The organism is Methylobacterium sp. Gmos1 (assembly GCF_053764715.1).
Genome location: NZ_JBSNCC010000017.1, coordinates 98,608 through 117,304 on the forward strand (window position 1 = coordinate 98,608; position 18,697 = coordinate 117,304).

General features: G+C 72.2%; 17 protein-coding genes and 1 riboswitch. Of the genes, 10 read left to right on the forward strand and 7 right to left on the reverse strand.

Annotation, left to right across the window (positions count from 1 at the left end):
* Positions 1-218 precede the first annotated feature (218 nt).
* Genes ACS5PV_RS25435 through ACS5PV_RS25445 form a run of 3 tightly spaced genes read left to right on the forward strand, consistent with a single transcriptional unit; the run spans position 219 to position 3,381 of the window.
* Positions 219-1,211: an ABC transporter ATP-binding protein gene (locus ACS5PV_RS25435; RefSeq protein WP_455398133.1), complete on the forward strand. Its 993-nt coding sequence runs from the start codon at positions 219-221 to the stop codon at positions 1,209-1,211.
* Positions 1,208-2,206, forward strand: coding sequence for an ABC transporter ATP-binding protein (locus tag ACS5PV_RS25440; protein ID WP_455398134.1), 999 nt, complete (start codon positions 1,208-1,210; stop codon positions 2,204-2,206). Before ACS5PV_RS25435 ends, ACS5PV_RS25440 begins: the two co-directional genes overlap by 4 nt.
* Positions 2,207-2,241: 35 nt before the next feature.
* Positions 2,242-3,381, forward strand: a complete 1,140-nt coding sequence (locus ACS5PV_RS25445; RefSeq protein ID WP_455398135.1) for an amidohydrolase/deacetylase family metallohydrolase — start codon at positions 2,242-2,244, stop codon at positions 3,379-3,381.
* 282 nt (positions 3,382-3,663) lie between these two features.
* Here ACS5PV_RS25445 and ACS5PV_RS25450 read toward each other — a convergent pair whose 3' ends face one another.
* Positions 3,664-4,584 (reverse strand): LysR family transcriptional regulator, encoded by a 921-nt coding sequence (locus ACS5PV_RS25450; RefSeq protein WP_455398136.1) that lies wholly within the window; start codon positions 4,582-4,584, stop codon positions 3,664-3,666.
* Between the two features lie 95 nt (positions 4,585-4,679).
* Between ACS5PV_RS25450 and ACS5PV_RS25455 the strand changes: the two genes are divergently transcribed.
* Together ACS5PV_RS25455 and ACS5PV_RS25460 are read left to right on the forward strand one after the other, a co-directional pair.
* On the forward strand, positions 4,680-6,179 hold the full coding sequence (locus ACS5PV_RS25455) for a CoA-acylating methylmalonate-semialdehyde dehydrogenase (protein WP_455398137.1): 1,500 nt from the start codon (positions 4,680-4,682) through the stop codon (positions 6,177-6,179).
* 138 nt (positions 6,180-6,317) lie between these two features.
* Positions 6,318-7,460 carry an isobutyryl-CoA dehydrogenase gene (locus tag ACS5PV_RS25460; RefSeq protein WP_455398138.1) on the forward strand — a complete coding sequence of 381 codons (1,143 nt, stop codon included), beginning with the start codon at positions 6,318-6,320 and terminating at the stop codon, positions 7,458-7,460.
* A 12-nt stretch (positions 7,461-7,472) separates the two neighbouring features.
* On the opposite strand, the gene ACS5PV_RS25465 is transcribed toward ACS5PV_RS25460, so the two are convergent.
* Positions 7,473-7,865 carry a helix-turn-helix domain-containing protein gene (locus ACS5PV_RS25465; protein WP_455398139.1) on the reverse strand — a complete coding sequence of 131 codons (393 nt, stop codon included), beginning with the start codon at positions 7,863-7,865 and terminating at the stop codon, positions 7,473-7,475.
* Complete coding sequence (locus tag ACS5PV_RS25470; protein WP_455398140.1) at positions 7,828-8,112, reverse strand: BrnT family toxin; 285 nt, start codon at positions 8,110-8,112, stop codon at positions 7,828-7,830. Before ACS5PV_RS25470 ends, ACS5PV_RS25465 begins: the two co-directional genes overlap by 38 nt.
* Positions 8,113-8,171: 59 nt before the next feature.
* Here ACS5PV_RS25470 and mmsB point away from each other — a divergent pair, with 59 nt between their 5' ends.
* A complete protein-coding gene (gene mmsB / locus ACS5PV_RS25475; protein WP_455398141.1) occupies positions 8,172-9,059 on the forward strand; it encodes a 3-hydroxyisobutyrate dehydrogenase in 888 nt (295 codons plus the stop codon).
* A 54-nt stretch (positions 9,060-9,113) separates the two neighbouring features.
* On the opposite strand, the gene ACS5PV_RS25480 is transcribed toward mmsB, so the two are convergent.
* Complete coding sequence (locus ACS5PV_RS25480; RefSeq protein WP_455398142.1) at positions 9,114-9,614, reverse strand: N-acetyltransferase family protein; 501 nt, start codon at positions 9,612-9,614, stop codon at positions 9,114-9,116.
* A 171-nt stretch (positions 9,615-9,785) separates the two neighbouring features.
* Entirely contained in the window at positions 9,786-10,700 is a 915-nt protein-coding gene (locus ACS5PV_RS25485; protein WP_455398143.1) for an outer membrane protein, read from the reverse strand.
* Between the two features lie 189 nt (positions 10,701-10,889).
* Between ACS5PV_RS25485 and ACS5PV_RS25490 the strand changes: the two genes are divergently transcribed.
* Positions 10,890-12,338, forward strand: coding sequence for a cobyric acid synthase (locus ACS5PV_RS25490; RefSeq protein ID WP_455398167.1), 1,449 nt, complete (start codon positions 10,890-10,892; stop codon positions 12,336-12,338).
* An 8-nt stretch (positions 12,339-12,346) separates the two neighbouring features.
* On the opposite strand, the gene ACS5PV_RS25495 is transcribed toward ACS5PV_RS25490, so the two are convergent.
* A complete protein-coding gene (locus ACS5PV_RS25495) occupies positions 12,347-12,979 on the reverse strand; it encodes a LysE family translocator (RefSeq protein ID WP_455398144.1) in 633 nt (210 codons plus the stop codon).
* A gap of 15 nt (positions 12,980-12,994) precedes the next feature.
* A riboswitch (ZMP/ZTP riboswitch) is annotated at positions 12,995-13,075 on the reverse strand.
* 140 nt (positions 13,076-13,215) lie between these two features.
* Here ACS5PV_RS25495 and ACS5PV_RS25500 point away from each other — a divergent pair.
* The 3 genes from ACS5PV_RS25500 (at position 13,216) to ACS5PV_RS25510 (ending at position 17,647) form a co-directional block, all read left to right on the forward strand.
* Positions 13,216-14,583, forward strand: a complete 1,368-nt coding sequence (locus ACS5PV_RS25500; RefSeq protein ID WP_455398145.1) for a DUF1800 domain-containing protein — start codon at positions 13,216-13,218, stop codon at positions 14,581-14,583.
* A 19-nt stretch (positions 14,584-14,602) separates the two neighbouring features.
* Positions 14,603-15,805: a DUF1501 domain-containing protein gene (locus ACS5PV_RS25505; RefSeq protein ID WP_455398146.1), complete on the forward strand. Its 1,203-nt coding sequence runs from the start codon at positions 14,603-14,605 to the stop codon at positions 15,803-15,805.
* A gap of 675 nt (positions 15,806-16,480) precedes the next feature.
* A complete protein-coding gene (locus ACS5PV_RS25510) occupies positions 16,481-17,647 on the forward strand; it encodes a tlde1 domain-containing protein (RefSeq protein ID WP_455398147.1) in 1,167 nt (388 codons plus the stop codon).
* Between the two features lie 238 nt (positions 17,648-17,885).
* Here the strand turns inward: ACS5PV_RS25510 and ACS5PV_RS25515 are convergent, their stop codons facing one another.
* Complete coding sequence (locus ACS5PV_RS25515; protein WP_455398148.1) at positions 17,886-18,674, reverse strand: lytic murein transglycosylase; 789 nt, start codon at positions 18,672-18,674, stop codon at positions 17,886-17,888.
* Positions 18,675-18,697 lie beyond the last annotated feature (23 nt).

Sequence of the window (18,697 nt, forward strand, 5' to 3'; positions counted from 1 at the left end):
CTCCGCCGTCATCCCGGGGCCGCGCAGCGGAACCCGGGATCCATAACCGCCGAGGTCCTGGAAGAGACCGGAACGCGATCCACCTCATCCTGCTCCGTCAGCGGTTATGGATCCCGGGTTCTCGGCTGCGCCGAGCCCCGGGATGACGCGGAGGGTGGCAGGTCCGGGGATCGTCACATCCTGTTCCTGTCCGAGAACCTCCCCCGGAGACGACGCCCATGACGCTCCTCTCCGTCGAGAACCTCCAGGTTCATTTCCGCGCCCCCGACGGGGTCAACCGCGCCGTCGACGGCGTGTCCTTCGCGATCCGGTCCGGCGAGACCCTGGCGATCGTCGGCGAATCCGGCTGCGGCAAGTCGGTGACCTCGATGTCGATCCTGCGGCTCCTGCCCGAGCCGCCGGCGCGGCTCGCCGGCGCGATCCGGTTCGAGGGCCGCGACCTCCTCCAGGTCCCCGAGCGCGAGATGCGCCGCATCCGCGGCAACGCCATCAGTGTGATCTTCCAGGAGCCGATGACCTCGCTTAACCCGGTTCTCAGCGTCGGCCGCCAGATCGGCGAGACCCTGCGCCTGCACCAGGGCCTGTCGCGCAAGCAGGCCGAGGAGCGGGCGGTCGAGATGCTGGCCCTCGTCGGCATCCCGGAGCCGCGGCGGCGGGTGCGGGAATACCCGCACCAGCTGTCGGGCGGCATGCGCCAGCGGGTGATGATCGCCATCGCGCTCGCCTGCTCGCCCAAGCTCCTGATCGCCGACGAGCCGACGACGGCGCTCGACGTGACGATCCAGGCCCAGATCCTCGACCTGATGCGCGACCTCAAGCGCCGGGTCGGCGCGGCGATCATGCTCATCACCCACGATCTCGGCGTGGTGGCGGAGGTCGCCGACCGGGTGGTCGTCATGTATGCCGGCCGCAAGGTCGAGGAGGCGGCGGTCCGCGACCTCTTCCGCGCACCACGCCACCCCTACACGCGCGGCCTGATGGGCGCGGTGCCGCGGCTCGGTGCCGCCGAGCTGCCGGGTGCGCCGCAGCGGCTCGCCGAGATCCCCGGCATGGTGCCGAGCCTGAAGACCCGCATCGACGGCTGCGTCTTCGCCGGCCGCTGCCCGTCCGTCACCGACCTCTGCCGCAGCCACGCGCCGGCCCTGGAGCCGAAGGCGCCGGGCCACCTCGCCGCCTGCCACTACGCGCCGAAGGACGCGCTCGCCGCGTGAGCCAGCCCCTGCTCGCCGTCAACGACCTGCGCAAGCACTTCACCCTCGGCGGCGGCCTCCTCGGCCGCAATGCCCGCAGCCTGAAGGCGGTGGACGGCGTCTCCTTCACCCTGGAGAAGGGCGAGACCCTGTCCCTCGTCGGCGAGTCCGGCTGCGGCAAGTCGACGGTCGCCCGCAGCCTGATGCGGCTGTTCCCGCCGACCTCCGGCCAGGTGGTGCTGGGCGGCAAGCGCATCGACGACCTTTCGGCCGGTGCGCTGCGTCCCTTGCGCCGGCGGATCCAGATGGTGTTCCAGGACCCGTTCTCCTCGCTCAACCCGCGGATGCGGGTGCGCGACATCCTGGCCGAGCCGATCCGCAATTTCGGCCTCGCGAAGAATCGCGCCGATCTCGACGGGCGCCTTGCCGCCCTGATGGAGCGTGTCGGCCTGCCGCGGGAGGCCCTGTCGCGGTTTCCGCACGAGTTCTCCGGCGGCCAGCGCCAGCGCATCGGCATCGCCCGGGCGCTCGCCGCCGAGCCGGACCTGATCATCTGCGACGAGGCGGTCTCGGCGCTCGACGTCTCGGTCAAGGCGCAGATCGTCAACCTGCTCCAGGACCTGCAGCGCGAGCTGGACCTGGCCTTGCTGTTCATCTCGCACGACCTCGCCATCGTCGAGCACATGACCCATCGCGTCGCGGTGATGTATCTCGGCAAGATCGTCGAGATCGGCCCGCGGAAAAACATCTTCCTTGCGCCGCGGCACCCGTACACCCAGGCCCTGCTCTCCGCCGTGCCGATCCCCGAGCCCGGTGCCGGACGCACCCGCATCGTGCTGCGCGGCGACGTGCCGAGCCCGATCGATCCGCCGAGCGGCTGCCGCTTCCACACCCGCTGCCCGCACGCCTTCGAGCGCTGCCGCACCGAGGAGCCGCGGCTCGACCCGGTCGGCGCCGACCATCATTTCGCCGCCTGCCACCTCGACGGCGCCGCCACGCCGGCGCAGGCCGCCTGACCTGTGCTTCGCCCCCGTTCGAGAAGGAAGAAACCATGCAGCACGAGCTGATCCTGCGGGGCGCCCGCATCATCGATCCGTCGCAGAACCACGACGGCATCGCCGACGTCGCCTTCCGCGACGGTCGCGTCTCGGGCTTCGGCCGCGACCTGCCGGCGGGGGAGGGCACGGTGGTGCGCGAGATGAACGGGGCGATCGTCACCCCGGGCCTCATAGACCTGCACACCCACGTCTACTGGGGCGGCACCTCGCTCGGGATCGACGCCGACGAGTTCTGCCGGCTGTCCGGCGTCACCACATCGGTCGATACCGGCAGCGCCGGGCCCGGCAATTTTCCGGGCTTCCGCAAGCACGTGATCGAGCGGTCCGAGGCCCGCATCCTCGCCTACCTGCACGTCTCGTTCGCCGGCATCTACGGCTTCTCGAAGACCGTGATGGTCGGCGAGAGCCAGGACATGCGCCTGATGGCGCCCCGAGAGGCGGTGGCGGTGGCCGAGGCCAACCGCGACGTCGTCATCGGCATCAAGGTCCGGGTCGGCGCCCACGCCTCGGGCACGCAAGGGACGGCGCCGCTGGAGATCGCCCTCCAGGTCGCGGAGGAAACCGGCCTGCCGCTGATGGCCCATATCGACGAGCCGCCGCCGAGCTACGAGGCGGTGCTGGCGATGCTGCGTCCCGGCGACGTGCTCACCCACGCCTTCCGGCCGTTCCCGAACTCGCCGGTGACGGCGCAGGGCGCGGTGAAGCCGGCGGTGCGCGAGGCGCGCGCGCGCGGCATCCTGTTCGACATCGGCCACGGCAAGGGCTCCTTCGCGTTCAAGACCGCCCGCGCCATGATGGCCGGCGGCTTCCTGCCGGACACGATCTCGTCCGACGTCCACGCGCTCTGCATCGACGGCCCGGCCTTCGACCAGGTCACCACGATGTCGAAGATGCTCTGCCTCGGCATGTCCCTGAACGAGGTCATCGCCGCCTCGACGGTGAACGCCGCGGTGGCGCTCCAGCGCATGGAGTACGGCAGCCTGAAGGTCGGCTCGCTCGGCGACGCGACGGTGCTGGCCGTGCGCGAGGGCGAGTTCGACTACGTCGACGTGCTCGGTGAGCACATGACGGGGAACCGGCGGATCACCTCGGAGGGCGTGGTGCTGCGCGGGCGGTGGTGGCATCCGGTGTAAGGCGTCCGGCCTGTGCCGCAGAGCCGCCTTCGATCAGCACCTCCGCCCTTTCCCGGACGACTGGAGCGAAGCGGAAGGAGATCCGGGATCCAGGAGAGAAGTGCCGCGAAGCGGCTCTGCCTCTTGCAACGTTGCAGACAGGCGGTCGCTTCGCGAGTTCTCGTGCTGGATCCCGGATCTCCCTCCGCTGTCGCTCCGATCGTCCGGGAAAGGGGCGGAGCTTGAGGCAAGGTCCGGCGCGGCCTGCTCTCTGACGCGCGTTGCGCGATGTGCGAGGCAGCCTCACCCCCCGGGGGCGAACAACTCCCGCTCCGCCTCCACCACCGCGTAGATGTGCTCCGCCACCGCGCGGATGCGGGCGAGGTCGCGGCTGTCGGCGTGCATCATCAGCCAGAAGCTGCGGGTGAGGGTGATCTCGTCCGGCAGCACGCAGACGAGGTCCGGGCGCCCGGAGGCCATGAAGCAGGGCAGCACCGCCAGGCCGAGACCCGCCACCGTCGCCTGCAACTGCGCGTTCAGGTTGGCGCTGCGCAGCCGCGCGCCGGCGCCGGGCGCCACCTGGTGCAGGTAGTCGAGTTCCGGCGAGTACAGCAATTCGTCGATGTAGCCGATGAAGCGGTGACCGGCGAGGTCGCGGCGCTCGGCGATCGGCGGGTGCCGGGCGAGATAGGCCGGGGCGGCGTAGAGCTTGAGCGTGTAGTCGGTGAGCTTGCGCCCGACGATGCGGCCCTCCGGCGGCAGGCTCAGGCCGATCGCGATGTCGGCCTCGCGCTTCGACAGGCTGAACAGCCGGGCTGTGGCGACGAGCTCGATGTCGAGCTCGGGATGGCGCTCGATGAGCGCGGTGAGGCGGGGCGCCAGGAAGGCGCTGCCGAATCCGTCCGGCGCGCCGATCCGTACCGTGCCGACGAGCCCCGAGCCCGCGCGGCCGATCGCCGCCTCGCCGTGGATGATCGCCGATTCGATCGCGTCGGCGGTGGCGACCAGCGCGAGGCCCGCCTGCGTCGCGGTGTAGCCGGAGGCGCGGCGATGGAAGAGCTTTTCGCAGAGGCGCCGCTCCAGCCGGTCGATGCGCCGGATCACCGTCGCGTGGTCGACCCCGAGCCGGCGCGAGGCCGCCGAGACCGTGCCGGCCCGGTGCACCGCCAGCACGAACCGGTAATCGTCCCACACGTCGCCTCTCGGCCCATCCGGTTCCCGCATCCGCGCACACCCGTTCCGCTCCCACGCCCCTTCCGCTATGCGGTTCGCCAGGGCAAGGTGGCCCCAACACACGATCGATCCAGGGAGGATCCCTCATGGCGCGCGAAGTCGGGCACTTCATCGGCGGCGAGCACGTTCCCGGCCGTTCGGGCCGGTATTCCGACATCTACCAGCCGATGACCGGCGAGGTGATCGGGCGCCTGGCGCTGGCGAGCCGGGACGAGATGCGCGCCGCCATCGAGAACGCCGCCAAGGCGCAGGTGGCGTGGGCCGCCACCAACCCGCAGCGCCGCGCGCGGGTGATGATGCGCTTCCTCGACCTCGTTGCCCGCGAGATGGACAGCCTCGCCGACCTCCTGGCGCGCGAGCACGGCAAGACCATTCCCGACGCCAAGGGCGACATCCAGCGCGGCGTCGAGGTGGTGGAGTTCGCCTGCGGCATCCCGCACCTCCAGAAGGGCGAGTACACGGAAGGCGCCGGCCCCGGCATCGACATCTACTCGATGCGCCAGCCGCTCGGCGTGGTCGCCGGCATCACGCCGTTCAACTTCCCGGCGATGATCCCGATGTGGAAGTTCGCGCCGGCCATCGCCTGCGGCAACGCCTTCATCCTCAAGCCGTCGGAGCGCGACCCGGGCGTGCCGATGCGGCTCGCCGAGCTGATGATCGAGGCCGGGCTCCCGGCCGGCATCCTCAACGTCGTCAACGGCGACAAGGAGGCGGTCGACGCGATCCTCGACGACGACATCATTCAGGCAGTCGGCTTCGTCGGCTCCTCCGACATCGCCCAGTACGTCTACGCCCGGGCGACCGCGACCGGAAAGCGCGCCCAGTGCTTCGGCGGCGCCAAGAACCACATGATCATCATGCCGGACGCCGACATGGACCAGGCCGTCGATGCCCTGATGGGCGCCGGCTTCGGCTCGGCCGGCGAGCGCTGCATGGCGGTCTCGGTGGCGGTGCCGGTCGGCGAGAAGACCGCCGACGCGCTGATGAGCAAGCTGATCCCGCGGGTCGAGAGCCTGAAGATCGGCCCCTCGACCGACCCGAGCGCCGATTACGGCCCGCTGGTGACGAAGGCGGCGCTGGAGCGGGTGCGCAACTACGTCGAGATCGGCGTCAACGAGGGCGCCAAGCTCGCGGTCGACGGCCGGGCCTTCAGGATGCAGGGCTACGAGAACGGCTTCTACATGGGCGGCTGCCTATTCGACCACGTGACGCCGGAGATGCGGATCTACAAGGAGGAGATCTTCGGCCCCGTGCTGTCGGTGGTGCGGGCCAAGGACTACGCCGAGGCCCTGCGGCTGCCCAACGAGCACGAATACGGCAACGGCGTCGCGATCTTCACCCGCGACGGCGACGCGGCGCGCGACTTCGCCGCCAAGGTGCAGGTCGGCATGGTCGGCATCAACGTGCCGATCCCGGTGCCGCTGGCCTACTACACCTTCGGCGGCTGGAAGCGCTCGGGCTTCGGCGACCTCAACCAGCACGGGCCGGACGCGGTGCGCTTCTACACCAAGACCAAGACGGTCACGCAGCGCTGGCCGTCGGGCGTGAAGGAAGGCGCGCAGTTCTCGATGCCGGTGATGCAGTAAGCACCATTTCCCCTCCCCCTTGTGGGGAGGGGTCAGGGGTGGGGGTGGTTCAGGAGGCACCACTGAGCCTCATCCGGCACCACCCCCACCTCCGGCTCCTCCCCACAAGGGGGAGGAGAGAAGTTCGGAGGAGCCGCCATGACCCTGTTCACCCTGCCCGAGGACCAGGTCGCCATCCGCGACATGGCGCGCAGCTTCGCGGCCGAGCGGATCGCGCCGCATGCCCTCGACTGGGACGAGCGCAAGCACTTCCCCCTCGACGTGCTGCGGGAGGCAGCAAGCCTCGGCATGGGCGGGATCTATATCGCGGAGGAGCATGGCGGCTCGGGGCTGACCCGGCTCGACGCCGCGCTGATCTTCGAGGCCCTGAGCCTCGGCTGCCCGACGGTCGCGGCGTTCCTGTCGATCCACAACATGGCCGCCTGGATGATCGACAGGTTCGGCTCGGACGCCCAGCGCGAGCGCTTCCTGCCCTCGCTCTGCCGGATGGACACGGTCGCGGCCTATTGCCTGACCGAGCCGGGCTCGGGTTCGGACGCCGCGGCGCTCCGCACCACCGCCCGGCGCGAGGGCGACCATTACGTCCTCAACGGCGCCAAGCAGTTCATCTCCGGCGCCGGCGCCGCCGACCTCTACGTCACGATGGTGCGCACCGGCGAGGCGGGGCCGAAGGGCGTCTCGACCCTGGTGGTGCCCTCCGACGCGCCCGGCCTGTCCTTCGGGCCGAACGAGCGCAAGATGGGCTGGAACGCCCAGCCGACCCGCCAGGTGATCTTCGAGGAGTGCCGGGTGCCAGTCGAGAACCGCCTCGGCGAGGAGGGGATCGGGTTCCGCATCGCCATGGCGGGGCTCGACGGCGGACGGCTCAACATCGGCGCCTGCTCGCTCGGGGGCGCGCAGGCCGCCCTCGACAGGAGCCTCGCCTACATGGCCGAGCGCAAGGCGTTCGGGAAGCGGCTCGATTCGTTCCAGGCGCTGCAATTCCGCCTCGCCGACATGGCGACCGAGCTCGAGGCCGCCCGCGCGCTCCTCTACGGCGCGGCAGCCAGCCTCGACCGGAAGGACCCCGACGCGACCCAGCGCTCGGCGATGGCCAAGCGCTTCGCCACCGATACCGGCTTCCGGGTCGCCAACGAGGCGCTCCAGCTCCACGGCGGCTACGGCTACCTGTCGGAATACGGGATCGAGAAGATCGTCCGCGACCTGCGGGTGCACCAGATCCTGGAGGGCACCAACGAGATCATGCGGGTGATCGTGGCGCGGGGTCTGGTGGGGAGCTGAGACGTGGCTGCGTCACGCCAGGCGCGCCGCGAGGGCCCGGCGGACCCCCTCGGGATCGTGCGCAATGACCGTGAGATAGGCCTGGGCGGGCTGGTCGGGGACGGTACGGCCCTGCTCCCAGTCCCGCAGGGTATCGAGCGGGATGTGGTAGCGTGCGGCGAACTCCTTCTGGGTCAGCGCGAGGGCCCGCCGCAAGGTTCGGATGCGGGGCAGGCGTCGGGCGCCGGCCAAGCCGTCTGGAGTGGTCGGTTGCGCGTCGGGATCGGTCGCCGCAGCGGCTGCGACGTCCGCGTCGGTCATCGGTCGCGGCGGTGTCGGTGCGAACGGCGCCTCGCTTCCATCCGGATGGCACCGCACGATGGTGCCGTCAGGGCGAATTCTCGCGGAAATAATGGTCTCGCTCATGTCGCTCTGCCCGTCGCGCGGAGATCAGCCGGATCGCCTCGCCTCGCTCAGTATAGGTCACGAACGGGATGACGCCGTCGCACATGCCGAGCATGTTGATGCGCTCCTCTCCGTAGGCTTCCCTGTCGTCGATCTGCTCGACGGCGAAGGGGTCCCGAAAAGCTTTCAGCGCGGTTTCGAAAGTGATGCCGTGACGGCGCAGATTCGATGCCGCCTTCCGCTCATCCCAGCTGAAGCGCTCTGCCATGGATGTACGGATGCTCCGCAGGCGGTTCAACCAACCATAGGGCAAGAAGGAATACAACGATGACGCAGATCGCCTTCCTGGGCCTCGGCAACATGGGCGGGCCGATGGCCGCCAACCTCGTCGCGGCGGGTCACGCGGTGACGGGCTTCGACCTGGTGCCGGAGGCGCTCGACGCCGCCCGCGCCGCCGGCGTCGCGGTGGCGTCGAGTGCCGAGGCCGCGGTGGCGGGAGCCAAGATCGTCGTCACCATGCTGCCGGCGGGCCGTCACGTGCTCTCGGTCTACGACGCGGTGCTGCCGCACGTCGCGCCAGGCGCCCTGATGATCGACTGCTCGACCATCGACGTCGCCAGCGCCCGGGGGGCGCACGAGAAGGCGCGCGCCAAGGGGCTCGCGGGCCTCGATGCGCCGGTCTCGGGCGGCGTCGGCGGCGCCAGGGCCGCGACCCTGACCTTCATGGCGGGCGGAACTCCCGAGGCCTTCGCCCGCGCGGAGCCGGTGCTCGCGAAGATGGGCCGCAAGGTGGTGCATTGCGGCGAGGCCGGTGCCGGCCAGGCGGCCAAGATCTGCAACAACATGATCCTCGGCATCTCGATGATCGGCGTCGCCGAGGCCTTCGTGCTGGCCGAAAAGCTCGGCCTGTCGCACCAGGCTCTGTTCGACGTCGCCTCGACCTCGTCGGGCCAGTGCTGGTCGCTGACCACCTACTGCCCGGTTCCCGGCCCGGTCCCGGCCTCGCCGGCCAACAACGACTACAAGCCGGGCTTCGCCGCCGCCCTAATGCTGAAGGACCTGCGCCTGGCGCAGGAGGCCGCCGCGGATGCCGGCGCCGCGACGCCGCTCGGGGCCCACGCTGAGGCGATCTACGCCGCCTTCGAGGCGGCGGGGCAGGGGGGCACCGACTTCTCGGGCATCGTGCGCCACCTGCGCGAGGCGGGGCGGGAGTAGACGAGGAATTCGCCGCTGTCGCCGCGCGTCCTATTGGTGCTCTGAATTGCGACGTCAGGACGGCTCCCGCACGACGACCCGATCCCCGCCGAGCGGAAGCTCGAATTGCGGACCTCCAGGCGGGCGGTCCGCGAAACCCAGCGTCCGGTAGAAGGATTGCGCGCGGCGGTTGTCGGGATGGGTGCCGACCATCAGCCGGTCGCACCCCTGTGCCTCGGCCTCCGCCCGCGCGGCCCGCACCAGGGCTCGCCCGATGCCCGCGTTCCGCGCCTCGGGCACGACGAAGAGATGGTGCAGGTCCAGGGCGCGGGCCGCGTATTGTCCGCGGTACAGACGCACGAGCAGAGCGTAGCCGACGAGTTTTCCCGCATCCTCCGCCACCAGGGCGGTGGCCCAGGGGAGTGACCCGAACAGGTCGGCCCGCAGGCTATCCGCATCGGTCGTCGCGCGGTCGCCGTGATGCGCGGCCAGCTGGCCGATCAGCCCGGCCAGCGCCTCCGCGTCACCCGGGACGGCGCGACGGACGACCGCTGCGCGGACGGGCTCGTCCTGCATGATTCTCTCCTGCGGAATGGATCGCTCCCCGGTATCGGCCCCCGACGCGATCGCCCGCCGACCGTTGCAACCCGTCCGGCAACGAAAAACGGCCGCCGGGCATCTGCCCCGCGGCCGTCGAGAGAGGCGGGCCTGTGCGGCCCGCCGATGCCGGCTCAGCCGATCCGAGGATCAGAGGCCGTTGAACTTGTAGCTGAACCCGGCGCGGACGAGGTTGCCCTCGGTGGTGAAGCGCGAGGTGTAGGAGCCGCGCGGCTGGGCGCCGACGCCGCCGTTCACCAGGAGCGCAGTGTTGTTCACCTGCACGTTGCGGCTGCCGAGGTCGTAATGCAGGTACTCCGCCTTGATCGTCACGGCCTGGGACTGGATGCCCAGCAGCCCCAGCAGGCTGTAGCGGGCCAGGAACGAGTCGGTCGGCAGGGCGTACTCGATGCCGCCGCCATAGGCGTAGCCGGTCGCGATGTCGTTGTAGCGGCCGGTATAGGCCAGCGCCAGCGGCGGGGTGGCGCCGGCCGTGGTGTAGAAGTTGGCGCGGTAGTCGACGCCGCCATAGGCGAAGCCGCCCATGCCGTAGACGAAGAGGCGATCGAAGGCGTAGCCGGCGCGGCCGACGACGGTGCCGAGCCAGGACAGCTCCTGACGGAAGGCGCTCGGGTCGGGGAAGCCGCCGTTCGCGGCGAGCTGCGGGCCAAGGTAGAAGGTGTTCTTGTGGATGTCGGTCCAGGCCCAGTCGGCCTGGACGCCGACCACGAAGCCCGAGCCCGGCGTGAACTGGTAGTTGTAGCCGAAGCCGCCGCCGATGTTGGCGAGGCCGTCCTGCTCGTTGCGGACCACCGGCGGGCGACGCAGGGTCGCGACGTTGCCGATCGTGTTGGTCGGCACGAGGTCGTTGCCGATCGTGGTGATGCGCTGGCGGTCGGTGAAGGTGTAGTCGGTGTGCAGGCCGGCGTAGAAGCCGGTCCAGGTGAAGACCGGCACCGGCGTGAAGACCGGCGGCGGGGCGACGCGGCGCGGCAGGTCTGCGGCCGAGGCCGCCCCGGCGAGGAGCGACGTGGCGGCGCCGGCGAGCATGAACTTCTTGAGCACTGGAGGACGCCCCGGTTGAGCGAAATTGTGGCCGCAGGCTAGCTTGAGCGTGACCGGGCGCCTATGACCGCCGCGCCACACCTGGCCGCGGACCGGCCGGGTTTCCGAATTTTTTCCGTGCGCTGCCGCACAGGGCGGTCGACGTGGGGGTGAGGCGCCATGCCCGAAGGAGAGGGGGCCAGGGCCCTGATGATCCAGGGCACCGGCTCGGACGTCGGCAAGTCGCTGATCGTCGCCGGTCTCGCGCGTGCCTTCGCGCGAAGGGGCCTGCGGGTGCGGCCGTTCAAGCCGCAGAACATGTCGAACAACGCCGCCGTCACCAGTGATGGTGGCGAGATCGGCCGCGCGCAGGCGCTCCAGGCCCGGGCCGCCGGGGTGGCGCCCTCGGTGCACATGAACCCGGTGCTGCTCAAGCCCCAGAGCGAGACCGGCTCGCAGGTGGTGGTGCAGGGGCGGATGGTCGGCACCGCGCGGGCGCGCGAGTACCAGGCCTGGAAGCCGCGGCTCCTCGCGGCGGTGGTCGAGAGCTTTGGGCGATTGCGGGCGGAATCCGACCTGGTACTGGTCGAGGGCGCCGGCTCGGCCTCAGAGGTCAACCTGCGCCGGGGCGACATCGCCAATATGGGGTTTGCCCGCGCCACCGGCACGCCGGTGGTGCTGCTCGGCGACATCGACCGCGGCGGGGTGATCGCGAGCCTCGTCGGCACGCGGGCCGTGATCGACCCGGAGGATGCCGCGATGGTGCGCGGCTTCCTCGTCAACCGCTTCCGCGGCGATCCCGCGCTGTTCTCCGACGGCATGAGCCTGATCGCGGAGCGCACCGGCTGGGAGGCGCTGGGGCTGATCCCGCACTTTCCCGAGGCCGCGCGCCTGCCGGCGGAGGACGTGCTGGGATTGAAGGGCGCCGAGCGGCCCGGCGGCAAGGTCGTGGCGGTGCCGGTCCTGCCTCGCATCGCCAATTTCGACGACCTCGATCCCCTGCGGGCCGAGCCCAGGGTGAGCGTTGTGCTGGTCGAGCCCGGCCAGCCGATTCCCGCCGAGGCCGACCTCGTGCTTCTGCCGGGCTCGAAGACCACGATCCCCGACCTCGCCTTCCTGCGCGAGCAGGGCTGGGACATCGACATCCTGGCCCATCGCCGCCGCGGCGGGCGGGTGCTCGGCCTGTGCGGCGGCTACCAGATGCTCGGCACCACCTTGAGCGACCCGCGCGGCATCGAGGGACCGCCCGGCACGGTGGCGGGTTTGGGCCTCCTCGACGTCGCGACGGTGCTGACCGCCGAGAAGCGGCTCGCCGCGGCGACGGGCGTGAGCTTGCCGGACGAGACCCCGTTCACCGGCTACGAGATGCATGTCGGCGAGACCGACGGGCCCGACGCTGCCCGGCCGCTCCTGCGCCTCGCCGACGGGCGCCCCGACGGCGCGGTCTCGGCCGACGGGCTCGTCTGCGGCACCTACGTCCACGGCCTGTTCGCCGACGAGGGCCAGCGGGGCCTATGGCTCTCCCGCCTCGGTGCCGCGCCGGGGCCGGAGGCCTACGAGGCGGTGATCGAGCGCGTGCTCGACCGGCTCGCCGACCACCTCGAGGCGCATGTCGATTGCGACCGGCTGCTGGCTCTGGCGGGCAGCGCCCGGCGCTGAGCGGCGCCTCAGCGCCGGGCCTCCGTCGCCATCCGGACGGCGAGGGCGGCCAGCACCGTTCCCATCACCCAGCGCTGGACCACCGCGAAGGACGGCCGCCGGACCAGGAACAGCGCGATCGATCCGGCCGAGACCGCGATCGTCGCGTTGACCAGGACGCTGATGGCGATCTGTACCGTGCCAAGCACCAGCGCCTGGCCGAGTACGTCGCCGGCCGCCGGATCGATGAATTGCGGCAGCAGCGACAGGTACACGACCGCGATCTTCGGGTTGAGCAGGTTGGTCAGGAAGCCCATCAGGAAAAGCTTGCGCGGGCCGTCCTGCGGCAGGTCCTTGACCTGGAACGGCGAGCGGCCGCCGGGCCGGACGGCCTGCCAGGCGAGCCAGAGCAGGTAGAGCGCGCCGCCGAACCGGATCGCGTCGTAGGCGTAAGGCACCGCGAGGACGAGCGCGGTGAGGCCGAGCGCCGCGCACAGCATGTAGACGACGAAGCCGAGGGCGACGCCGCCGAGCGAGACGAGGCCCGCCCTGCTGCCCTGGCAGATCGAGCGCGAGATCAGGTAGATCATGTTCGGCCCGGGCGTCAGGGCCATGCCGAGCGCGATCGCCGCGAAGGCCAGGAGGTTGCCGAGGTCAGGCATCGCCGTTCCCTTGCAGGAGGATGCCCAGACGCGCGGCTCCGATCGCCCGCGCTCCCCGATGGTGCCCCATCTCCAGCGTCAGTCACGCGAGGTCGGCGCACCCTATCGCCTCGGTCACCGCCCGTCGAGCCGGGCTCACCTTACGAAACCGTCATCTCCCGCTCAGCATCGGTTAAGCCCGCAGAGCGTGTCATGCCGGCGCGTCATGGTGGCTGACGAAAGGGGAGGGCACGGGCATGGCGGTCGATCCGCGTCGGACGGCGCTCGGCCTCGGGCGGTTCGGGCTCGGCGCCCGGCCGGGCGACCTCGCGCGCGAGGAGCCGGTCGAGGAGGCCCTGCGCCGCGAGATCCTGGCCGGCACCGTCCCGTTGCCGGGCGGGCCGGACCTCGCCCCCGCCCCGACCCTGCTCACCGCCCTCCAGAGCGAGGAGCAGGGCCGCAAGCTCGCCCGGGCCGGCAATCCGGACGCGCCGATGCCGGAGGGCCCGCCGGCGCCGCCAATCCAGGAGCGCGTCTACCGGGCCGAGGTGGCCGCCCGCCTCGCCCTGGCGCAACACGCCCCCCTCGGGGTCGTCGAGCGCCTGGTCTGGTTCTGGGCCAACCACTTCACCGTCTCGGCGGCGCGGGGGCCGCGCCTGCGGGTCAGCGCCGGCGCCTTCGAGCGCGAGGCGATCCGCCCGCACGTGCTCGGCCGCTTTCGCGACCTGCTGCTCGCCGCCGCCACCCATCCGGCGATGCTGATCTACCTCGACAACGTCGCCTCGGTCGGCCCGAACTCGCCGGCGGGCCAGCGCCAGGGCAAGGGCCTCAACGAGAATCTCGGCCGCGAGCTGCTGGAGCTGCACACCCTCGGGGCGGATGGCGGCTACACGCAAGCCGACGTGACGGCGCTCGCCCGCATCCTCACCGGCTGGTCGCTCCAGCGCGACGGCAATGCCGAGGGCCTGCCCGGCACGACCACCTTCCGGCGAGGCGCCCACGAGCCCGGCGCCGTGACGCTCCTCGGCCGAACCTATCTCGACGTCGGGCCCGAGCAGCTGCGCATGGCCCTCGACGACCTCGCAGGCCACCCCGCGACCGCCCGCCACGTCGCCTTGCGGCTCGCCCGCCACTTCGTCGCCGACGATCCGCCTCCCGCCCTGGTGGCGCGCCTCGCCCGGACCTTCCTCGACCAGGACGGGGACCTGTCGCGGGTGGCGCTGGCGCTCGTCGAGGCGCCGGAGGCCTGGGACCCAGTGCAGCGCAAGATCCGCTCGCCGCAGGAATTCGTGGTCGCGGCGATGCGCGGCCTCTCCCTCGCGCCGGATCCCCGGATGGTGATGGGCGCGCTCGCGGCGCTAGGCCAGCCGTACTGGTCGGCGCCGGCGCCGAACGGCTATCCCGACGAGGCCGAGGCCTGGGCCTCGCCGGAGGGCCTGCACGCCCGCCTCGACCTCGCCGCCCGGACCGGCCAGCTCGCCGCCGGCACCGACCCGGCCGCCTTCGCCGACGCCGTGCTCGGGCCGCTCGCGACCGACGAGACCCGCACGGCGATCCGCCGGGCCGAGAGCCGGGCGCAGGCCATCGCCCTCGTGCTGATGGCCCCCGAATTCCAGCGGCGGTGAAACCCACGAGGACGTCCCGATGAGCGATCTCTGCCAAGCCCATCCGAGCCGCCGGGCGATCCTCGGCACCGCCGGGGCCCTGTTCGCCTGGGGCGCGATTCCGCGCACCGCCTACGCGGCGCCGGGCGCCCGTGACGCCCGCCTCGTCGTGGTGATCCTGCGCGGCGCCCTCGACGGGCTCTCGGCGGTGGCGCCCCTCGGCGATCCGGCCTACGCGGATCTTCGCCCCCGCATCGCGCTCACCCGCGACGGGCCGGGGGCGGCGCTCCCCCTCGACGGCTTCTTCGCCCTGCATCCGGCGCTGCCGACCTTCGCGCGGCTCTACGCCGCCCGCCAGGCGATGGTGGTGCACGCCGCGAGTACCGGCTACCGCGAGCGCTCGCATTTCGACGGGCAGGACGTGCTGGAGAGCGGCCAGCCCGGACCGGGCCACACCGCGAGCGGCTGGCTCAACCGCCTTGTCGCCGCCCTGCCGGCGGGGGAGGGCGTCGCGCCCCGCACCGCTCTCGGCGTCGGGGTGGTGCCGCCCCTGATCCTGCGCGGTCCGGCCCCGGTCCTCGGCTGGGCGCCGCCGCGCCTGCCGCGGGCGAGCGACGAGCTCGCCCGCCGGGTGCTCGGCCTCTACGAGGCCCGCGATCCGGCGCTCGCCTCCTCCCTCGCCCGCGGCCTCGATGCCGATGCCCTGGCGAAGGGCGGGCCGAAGGGCGCGGGCGGCGTGCGCGGCATCGCCGAGGGCGCCGCCCGGCTGATCGCCGCCGATGACGGACCGCGCATCGCGGCGCTCGCCCTCGACGGCTGGGACACCCACGCCGACGAGGGCGGCGCCACCGGCCGCCTCGCCGGTCTGCTCGGCGGCCTCGACGGCGTCTTCTCAGCCTTTTCCGAGATCCTGGCCCCGCGCTGGGCCGATACCGCGGTGCTCGTCGTCACCGAGTTCGGCCGCACCGCCCGGGTCAACGGCACCACCGGCACCGATCACGGCACCGGCACGGTGGCGTTCCTCCTCGGCGGCGCGGTGCGCGGCGGCCGGGTGCTGGCCGACTGGCCGGGCCTCGGCCCAGCCCAGCTCCACGAGGGCCGCGACCTCGCCCCGACCACCGACGTGCGGGCGGTCGCCAAGGGGGTGGCGGCGGACCTGTTCGGGCTGTCGCCGGCGGTCCTCGGCCGCAGCGTGTTCCCGGGGACCGAGGCGTTGCGGCCGGTGGGCGGGTTGGTGGCGTAGGGCGGCCCGAACACGATCACGGCGCGGGTGTCCTCTCTCCCCGCGGGCAGCCGGCGTGTTCACGCATCCCGATTCGCGGACTTTCCCCCCGACGGCAGGGCGCGGACGAGGTGGGGGATGGGCCGCCGCATCGGCGTTCCAGGCTGCGTCCGGGCCGAGCAGGCTTGGCGGCGGGACCGGGCCAGGCGGAGATGGTGATCCCGGGACGGGAGGCCTTCCTCGCAGGCGCCGGCCCCCGTCGCGAGCGACGCGCGAGGTGGTCTCCCGGCGATCGAGGCCTCTTCCAGCAACCAGGCGAAGCGGACGTCGCCGGGATGCATGTCCTGCCCGGATAATCGCACCCCGACCGCCGGAGGGCGCACCTCCGGCGTGGCGGGGCTTGCACCCACACCCGCGATTCATCCCCTGACAACCCGTCGCGCCCTGCGCAGGGACGTCGTGCGGCCGCGATCCTCCCGCCCCGCCCGAGGCTCGGGCCTGCCCGCCATCAGCGTGCCACGAATTCTTTTAATTCTGCCGAGGTCATTTAGTCGGGATTAACCAAGAGGCCGCTCAATACGAGGGCTTAAGGTTGATCCTTTCCTAAACGGCCGAACTCACCGGCCCGTCCTGCGCTCGCGCGTCGGCGGCCGGCCGGGCGGGTCCGTGCGGGACAAGCCATCGAGTACAGGCCGCATGGACCTCGTCGCGTATTCGTCCGGTCGCCTCGCCCCGGGCTCCCTCCGCCGCCGCCGTCGCAACCGGCGGCTCCTCGGCATCGCCGCGCTGCTCGGCGGCATCGGGGCCGCCGCCGGTCTGATGCCGCGCGAGGAGGCCCGACCGCCGGTGGCGGGCCTCGCGGCGGGTCCGGCTGCGCCCGAAGGCCCGGGACTGCGCGAGGCCCGCATCTCCCCGGCCGAGCTCGGCTGGATGCTCGCGCCGCTGCCGACCTACGGGCGCGACGCGGCGGGCTTCACCCGCGAGGCCCCGGTCGAGGCGAACCCGCTCGCTGCGGCCGCGATCCCGGTCCCGGGGCCGCAGCGCCTCGCCGGGGCCGCACCGGCGGCCCTCGTCGACCGCGACCTCTCCCCGCTCGCGGCCCTGCGCCCCGAGGCCGACCCGGCCGCAGCCGAGCCCTCGGCCGCGGTGCAGCCCGCCACCACGCCGCTCGTCGCCGTTCCCCTGCCGGTGCCGCGCCCGCCCGAGCTGCGGCCCGCGCCGACCGTGCTGGCGACCCGCGTGCCGCGGCGCCCGGTCCAGGCGATGGCCTCGACCCAGAGCGTGTTCAAGGCGGCGCTGCCGGAGGAGCCGTCGCTGTTCGACCGGATCTTCGGAGGCGGGGGAACGAGCGCCCCGTCGCAGACCCTCGCCTACGCGGCTCCCGGCGGCCTCGATCCGAGCCCGCGCCCGCGCCTGAGCGCCAGCCCCGGCATCGCGGTCTACGACATCAGCGCCCGCACCGTGACCCTGCCGAGCGGCGAGTCGCTCGAGGCGCATTCCGGCCTCGGGCCGCACATGGACGATCCGCGCAACGTCCACCTGAAGATGCGCGGCGCCACGCCGCCCGGCACCTACGACCTCACCGAGCGCGAGGCGCTGTTCCACGGCGTGCGGGCGATCCGGCTCAACCCGGTCGGCGGCAGCGGCGCCATCCACAACCGCGTCGGGCTCCTCGCCCATACCTACATGCTGGGCCCGAGCGGCGCCTCGAACGGCTGCGTCTCGTTCCGCAACTACGACCGCTTCCTGCAGGCCTTCCTGCGCGGCGAGGTCCGCCGCCTCGTCGTGGTGCCGGGCAGCGGCGCGAGCGACCTGCCGCGGATCGGTCGCGGTGGGCCGTCGGATCGGGCGACGCGGGGCTGACGGTAGTTCGAGACCCGGTCCGGGCACCCTGGTCTGCCCGCGGCCTCATCCCGAGGTGCCGGCCAACCGGAGGTCATTGGCCTCGAAGGAGGCCTCCTTCGAGGCTCGTTTCACGCGGCACCTCAGGATGAGGTCGCGGGTGGGACGAGACGCAGTGCACGCCTCTCCGCGCGTTCCATCGAGGTTGCTTCGACCCCCGGAAGCCGGAACTCCCGGAGGCCCTGTGCTCACGTCGCGATCATTCGCCGTCGATCTTCGCGCCGATGATCGCGATGGCGCGCTGGTAGACCGAGGCGGCGTTCCAACCCTGGATCGCCGCGAAGTTCGGCTCGCCGGGCTGGTAGCCGGCGCCGGCGCGCCAGCCATGGGCCTTGAGGAAGTTCGCGGTCGAGTTCAGCGCGACCGAGGCGTTGTCGAGGCTGCCGCCGGTGCCGTAGTTCAGCACGTTCTTCGGCAGGAACTGGGTGTGGCCGATCTCGCCGTGGGCGGCGCCGCGGGTGCTGGGGCTCAGCACGCCGCGGTCGACCAGGGTCAGGGCCGCGTAGAGCTGGTCGGTGAAGTAGGCCGAGCGGCGGCAATCATAGGCCAGGGTCGCCACCGCCGAGAGGGTGTTGACGTTGCCCTTCACGGCGCCGAACGCCGTCTCCATGCCCCAGATCGCGAGCAGCGGGCCCGGCGGCACGCCGTATCGCTGCTCGATCGAGTCGAACAGCGCGCCTTGCGAGCGCTTCATCGCCCGGCCGCGGGAGATGATCGACGCGGCGCCGCGCTTGGCCATGAACTGATCGAGGGAGAGCTTGAAGCTCTTCTGGCCCCGGTCCGCCGCGATGGTCGCCGACGAGTACGAGGTGCCCATCAGGGCCGAGATGGCGGCGGGGCTGGCGCGCCCGCGGGCCTCGTCGGCGAATTCCCGCTTCCAGGCCTCGAACCCGGCGGCCGAGTTGCCGCATTGCGCTCCTTGAGCGCCGCCGGCCAGCACCGCGAGACCCGCGGCGATCAGGGCCCTCCCGTAACCGCTTCCGATCATCGAACTACACTCCCTCGGAGCCG

Excerpts from the sequence above, each read along its gene's own strand:
- ACS5PV_RS25435 (WP_455398133.1), top strand. The coding sequence starts at position 219 with ATGACGCTCCTCTCCGTCGAGAACCTCCAGGTTCATTTCCGCGCCCCC.
- ACS5PV_RS25445 (WP_455398135.1), top strand. The coding sequence starts at position 2,242 with ATGCAGCACGAGCTGATCCTGCGGGGCGCCCGCATCATCGATCCGTCG.
- ACS5PV_RS25450 (WP_455398136.1), bottom strand. The coding sequence starts at position 4,584 with ATGCGGGAACCGGATGGGCCGAGAGGCGACGTGTGGGACGATTACCGG.
- ACS5PV_RS25455 (WP_455398137.1), top strand. The coding sequence starts at position 4,680 with ATGGCGCGCGAAGTCGGGCACTTCATCGGCGGCGAGCACGTTCCCGGC.
- ACS5PV_RS25460 (WP_455398138.1), top strand. The coding sequence starts at position 6,318 with ATGACCCTGTTCACCCTGCCCGAGGACCAGGTCGCCATCCGCGACATG.
- ACS5PV_RS25465 (WP_455398139.1), bottom strand. The coding sequence starts at position 7,865 with ATGAGCGAGACCATTATTTCCGCGAGAATTCGCCCTGACGGCACCATC.
- ACS5PV_RS25470 (WP_455398140.1), bottom strand. The coding sequence starts at position 8,112 with ATGGCAGAGCGCTTCAGCTGGGATGAGCGGAAGGCGGCATCGAATCTG.
- mmsB (WP_455398141.1), top strand. The coding sequence starts at position 8,172 with ATGACGCAGATCGCCTTCCTGGGCCTCGGCAACATGGGCGGGCCGATG.
- ACS5PV_RS25480 (WP_455398142.1), bottom strand. The coding sequence starts at position 9,614 with ATGCAGGACGAGCCCGTCCGCGCAGCGGTCGTCCGTCGCGCCGTCCCG.
- ACS5PV_RS25490 (WP_455398167.1), top strand. The coding sequence starts at position 10,890 with ATGATCCAGGGCACCGGCTCGGACGTCGGCAAGTCGCTGATCGTCGCC.
- ACS5PV_RS25495 (WP_455398144.1), bottom strand. The coding sequence starts at position 12,979 with ATGCCTGACCTCGGCAACCTCCTGGCCTTCGCGGCGATCGCGCTCGGC.
- ACS5PV_RS25500 (WP_455398145.1), top strand. The coding sequence starts at position 13,216 with ATGGCGGTCGATCCGCGTCGGACGGCGCTCGGCCTCGGGCGGTTCGGG.
- ACS5PV_RS25505 (WP_455398146.1), top strand. The coding sequence starts at position 14,603 with ATGAGCGATCTCTGCCAAGCCCATCCGAGCCGCCGGGCGATCCTCGGC.
- ACS5PV_RS25510 (WP_455398147.1), top strand. The coding sequence starts at position 16,481 with ATGGACCTCGTCGCGTATTCGTCCGGTCGCCTCGCCCCGGGCTCCCTC.
- ACS5PV_RS25515 (WP_455398148.1), bottom strand. The coding sequence starts at position 18,674 with ATGATCGGAAGCGGTTACGGGAGGGCCCTGATCGCCGCGGGTCTCGCG.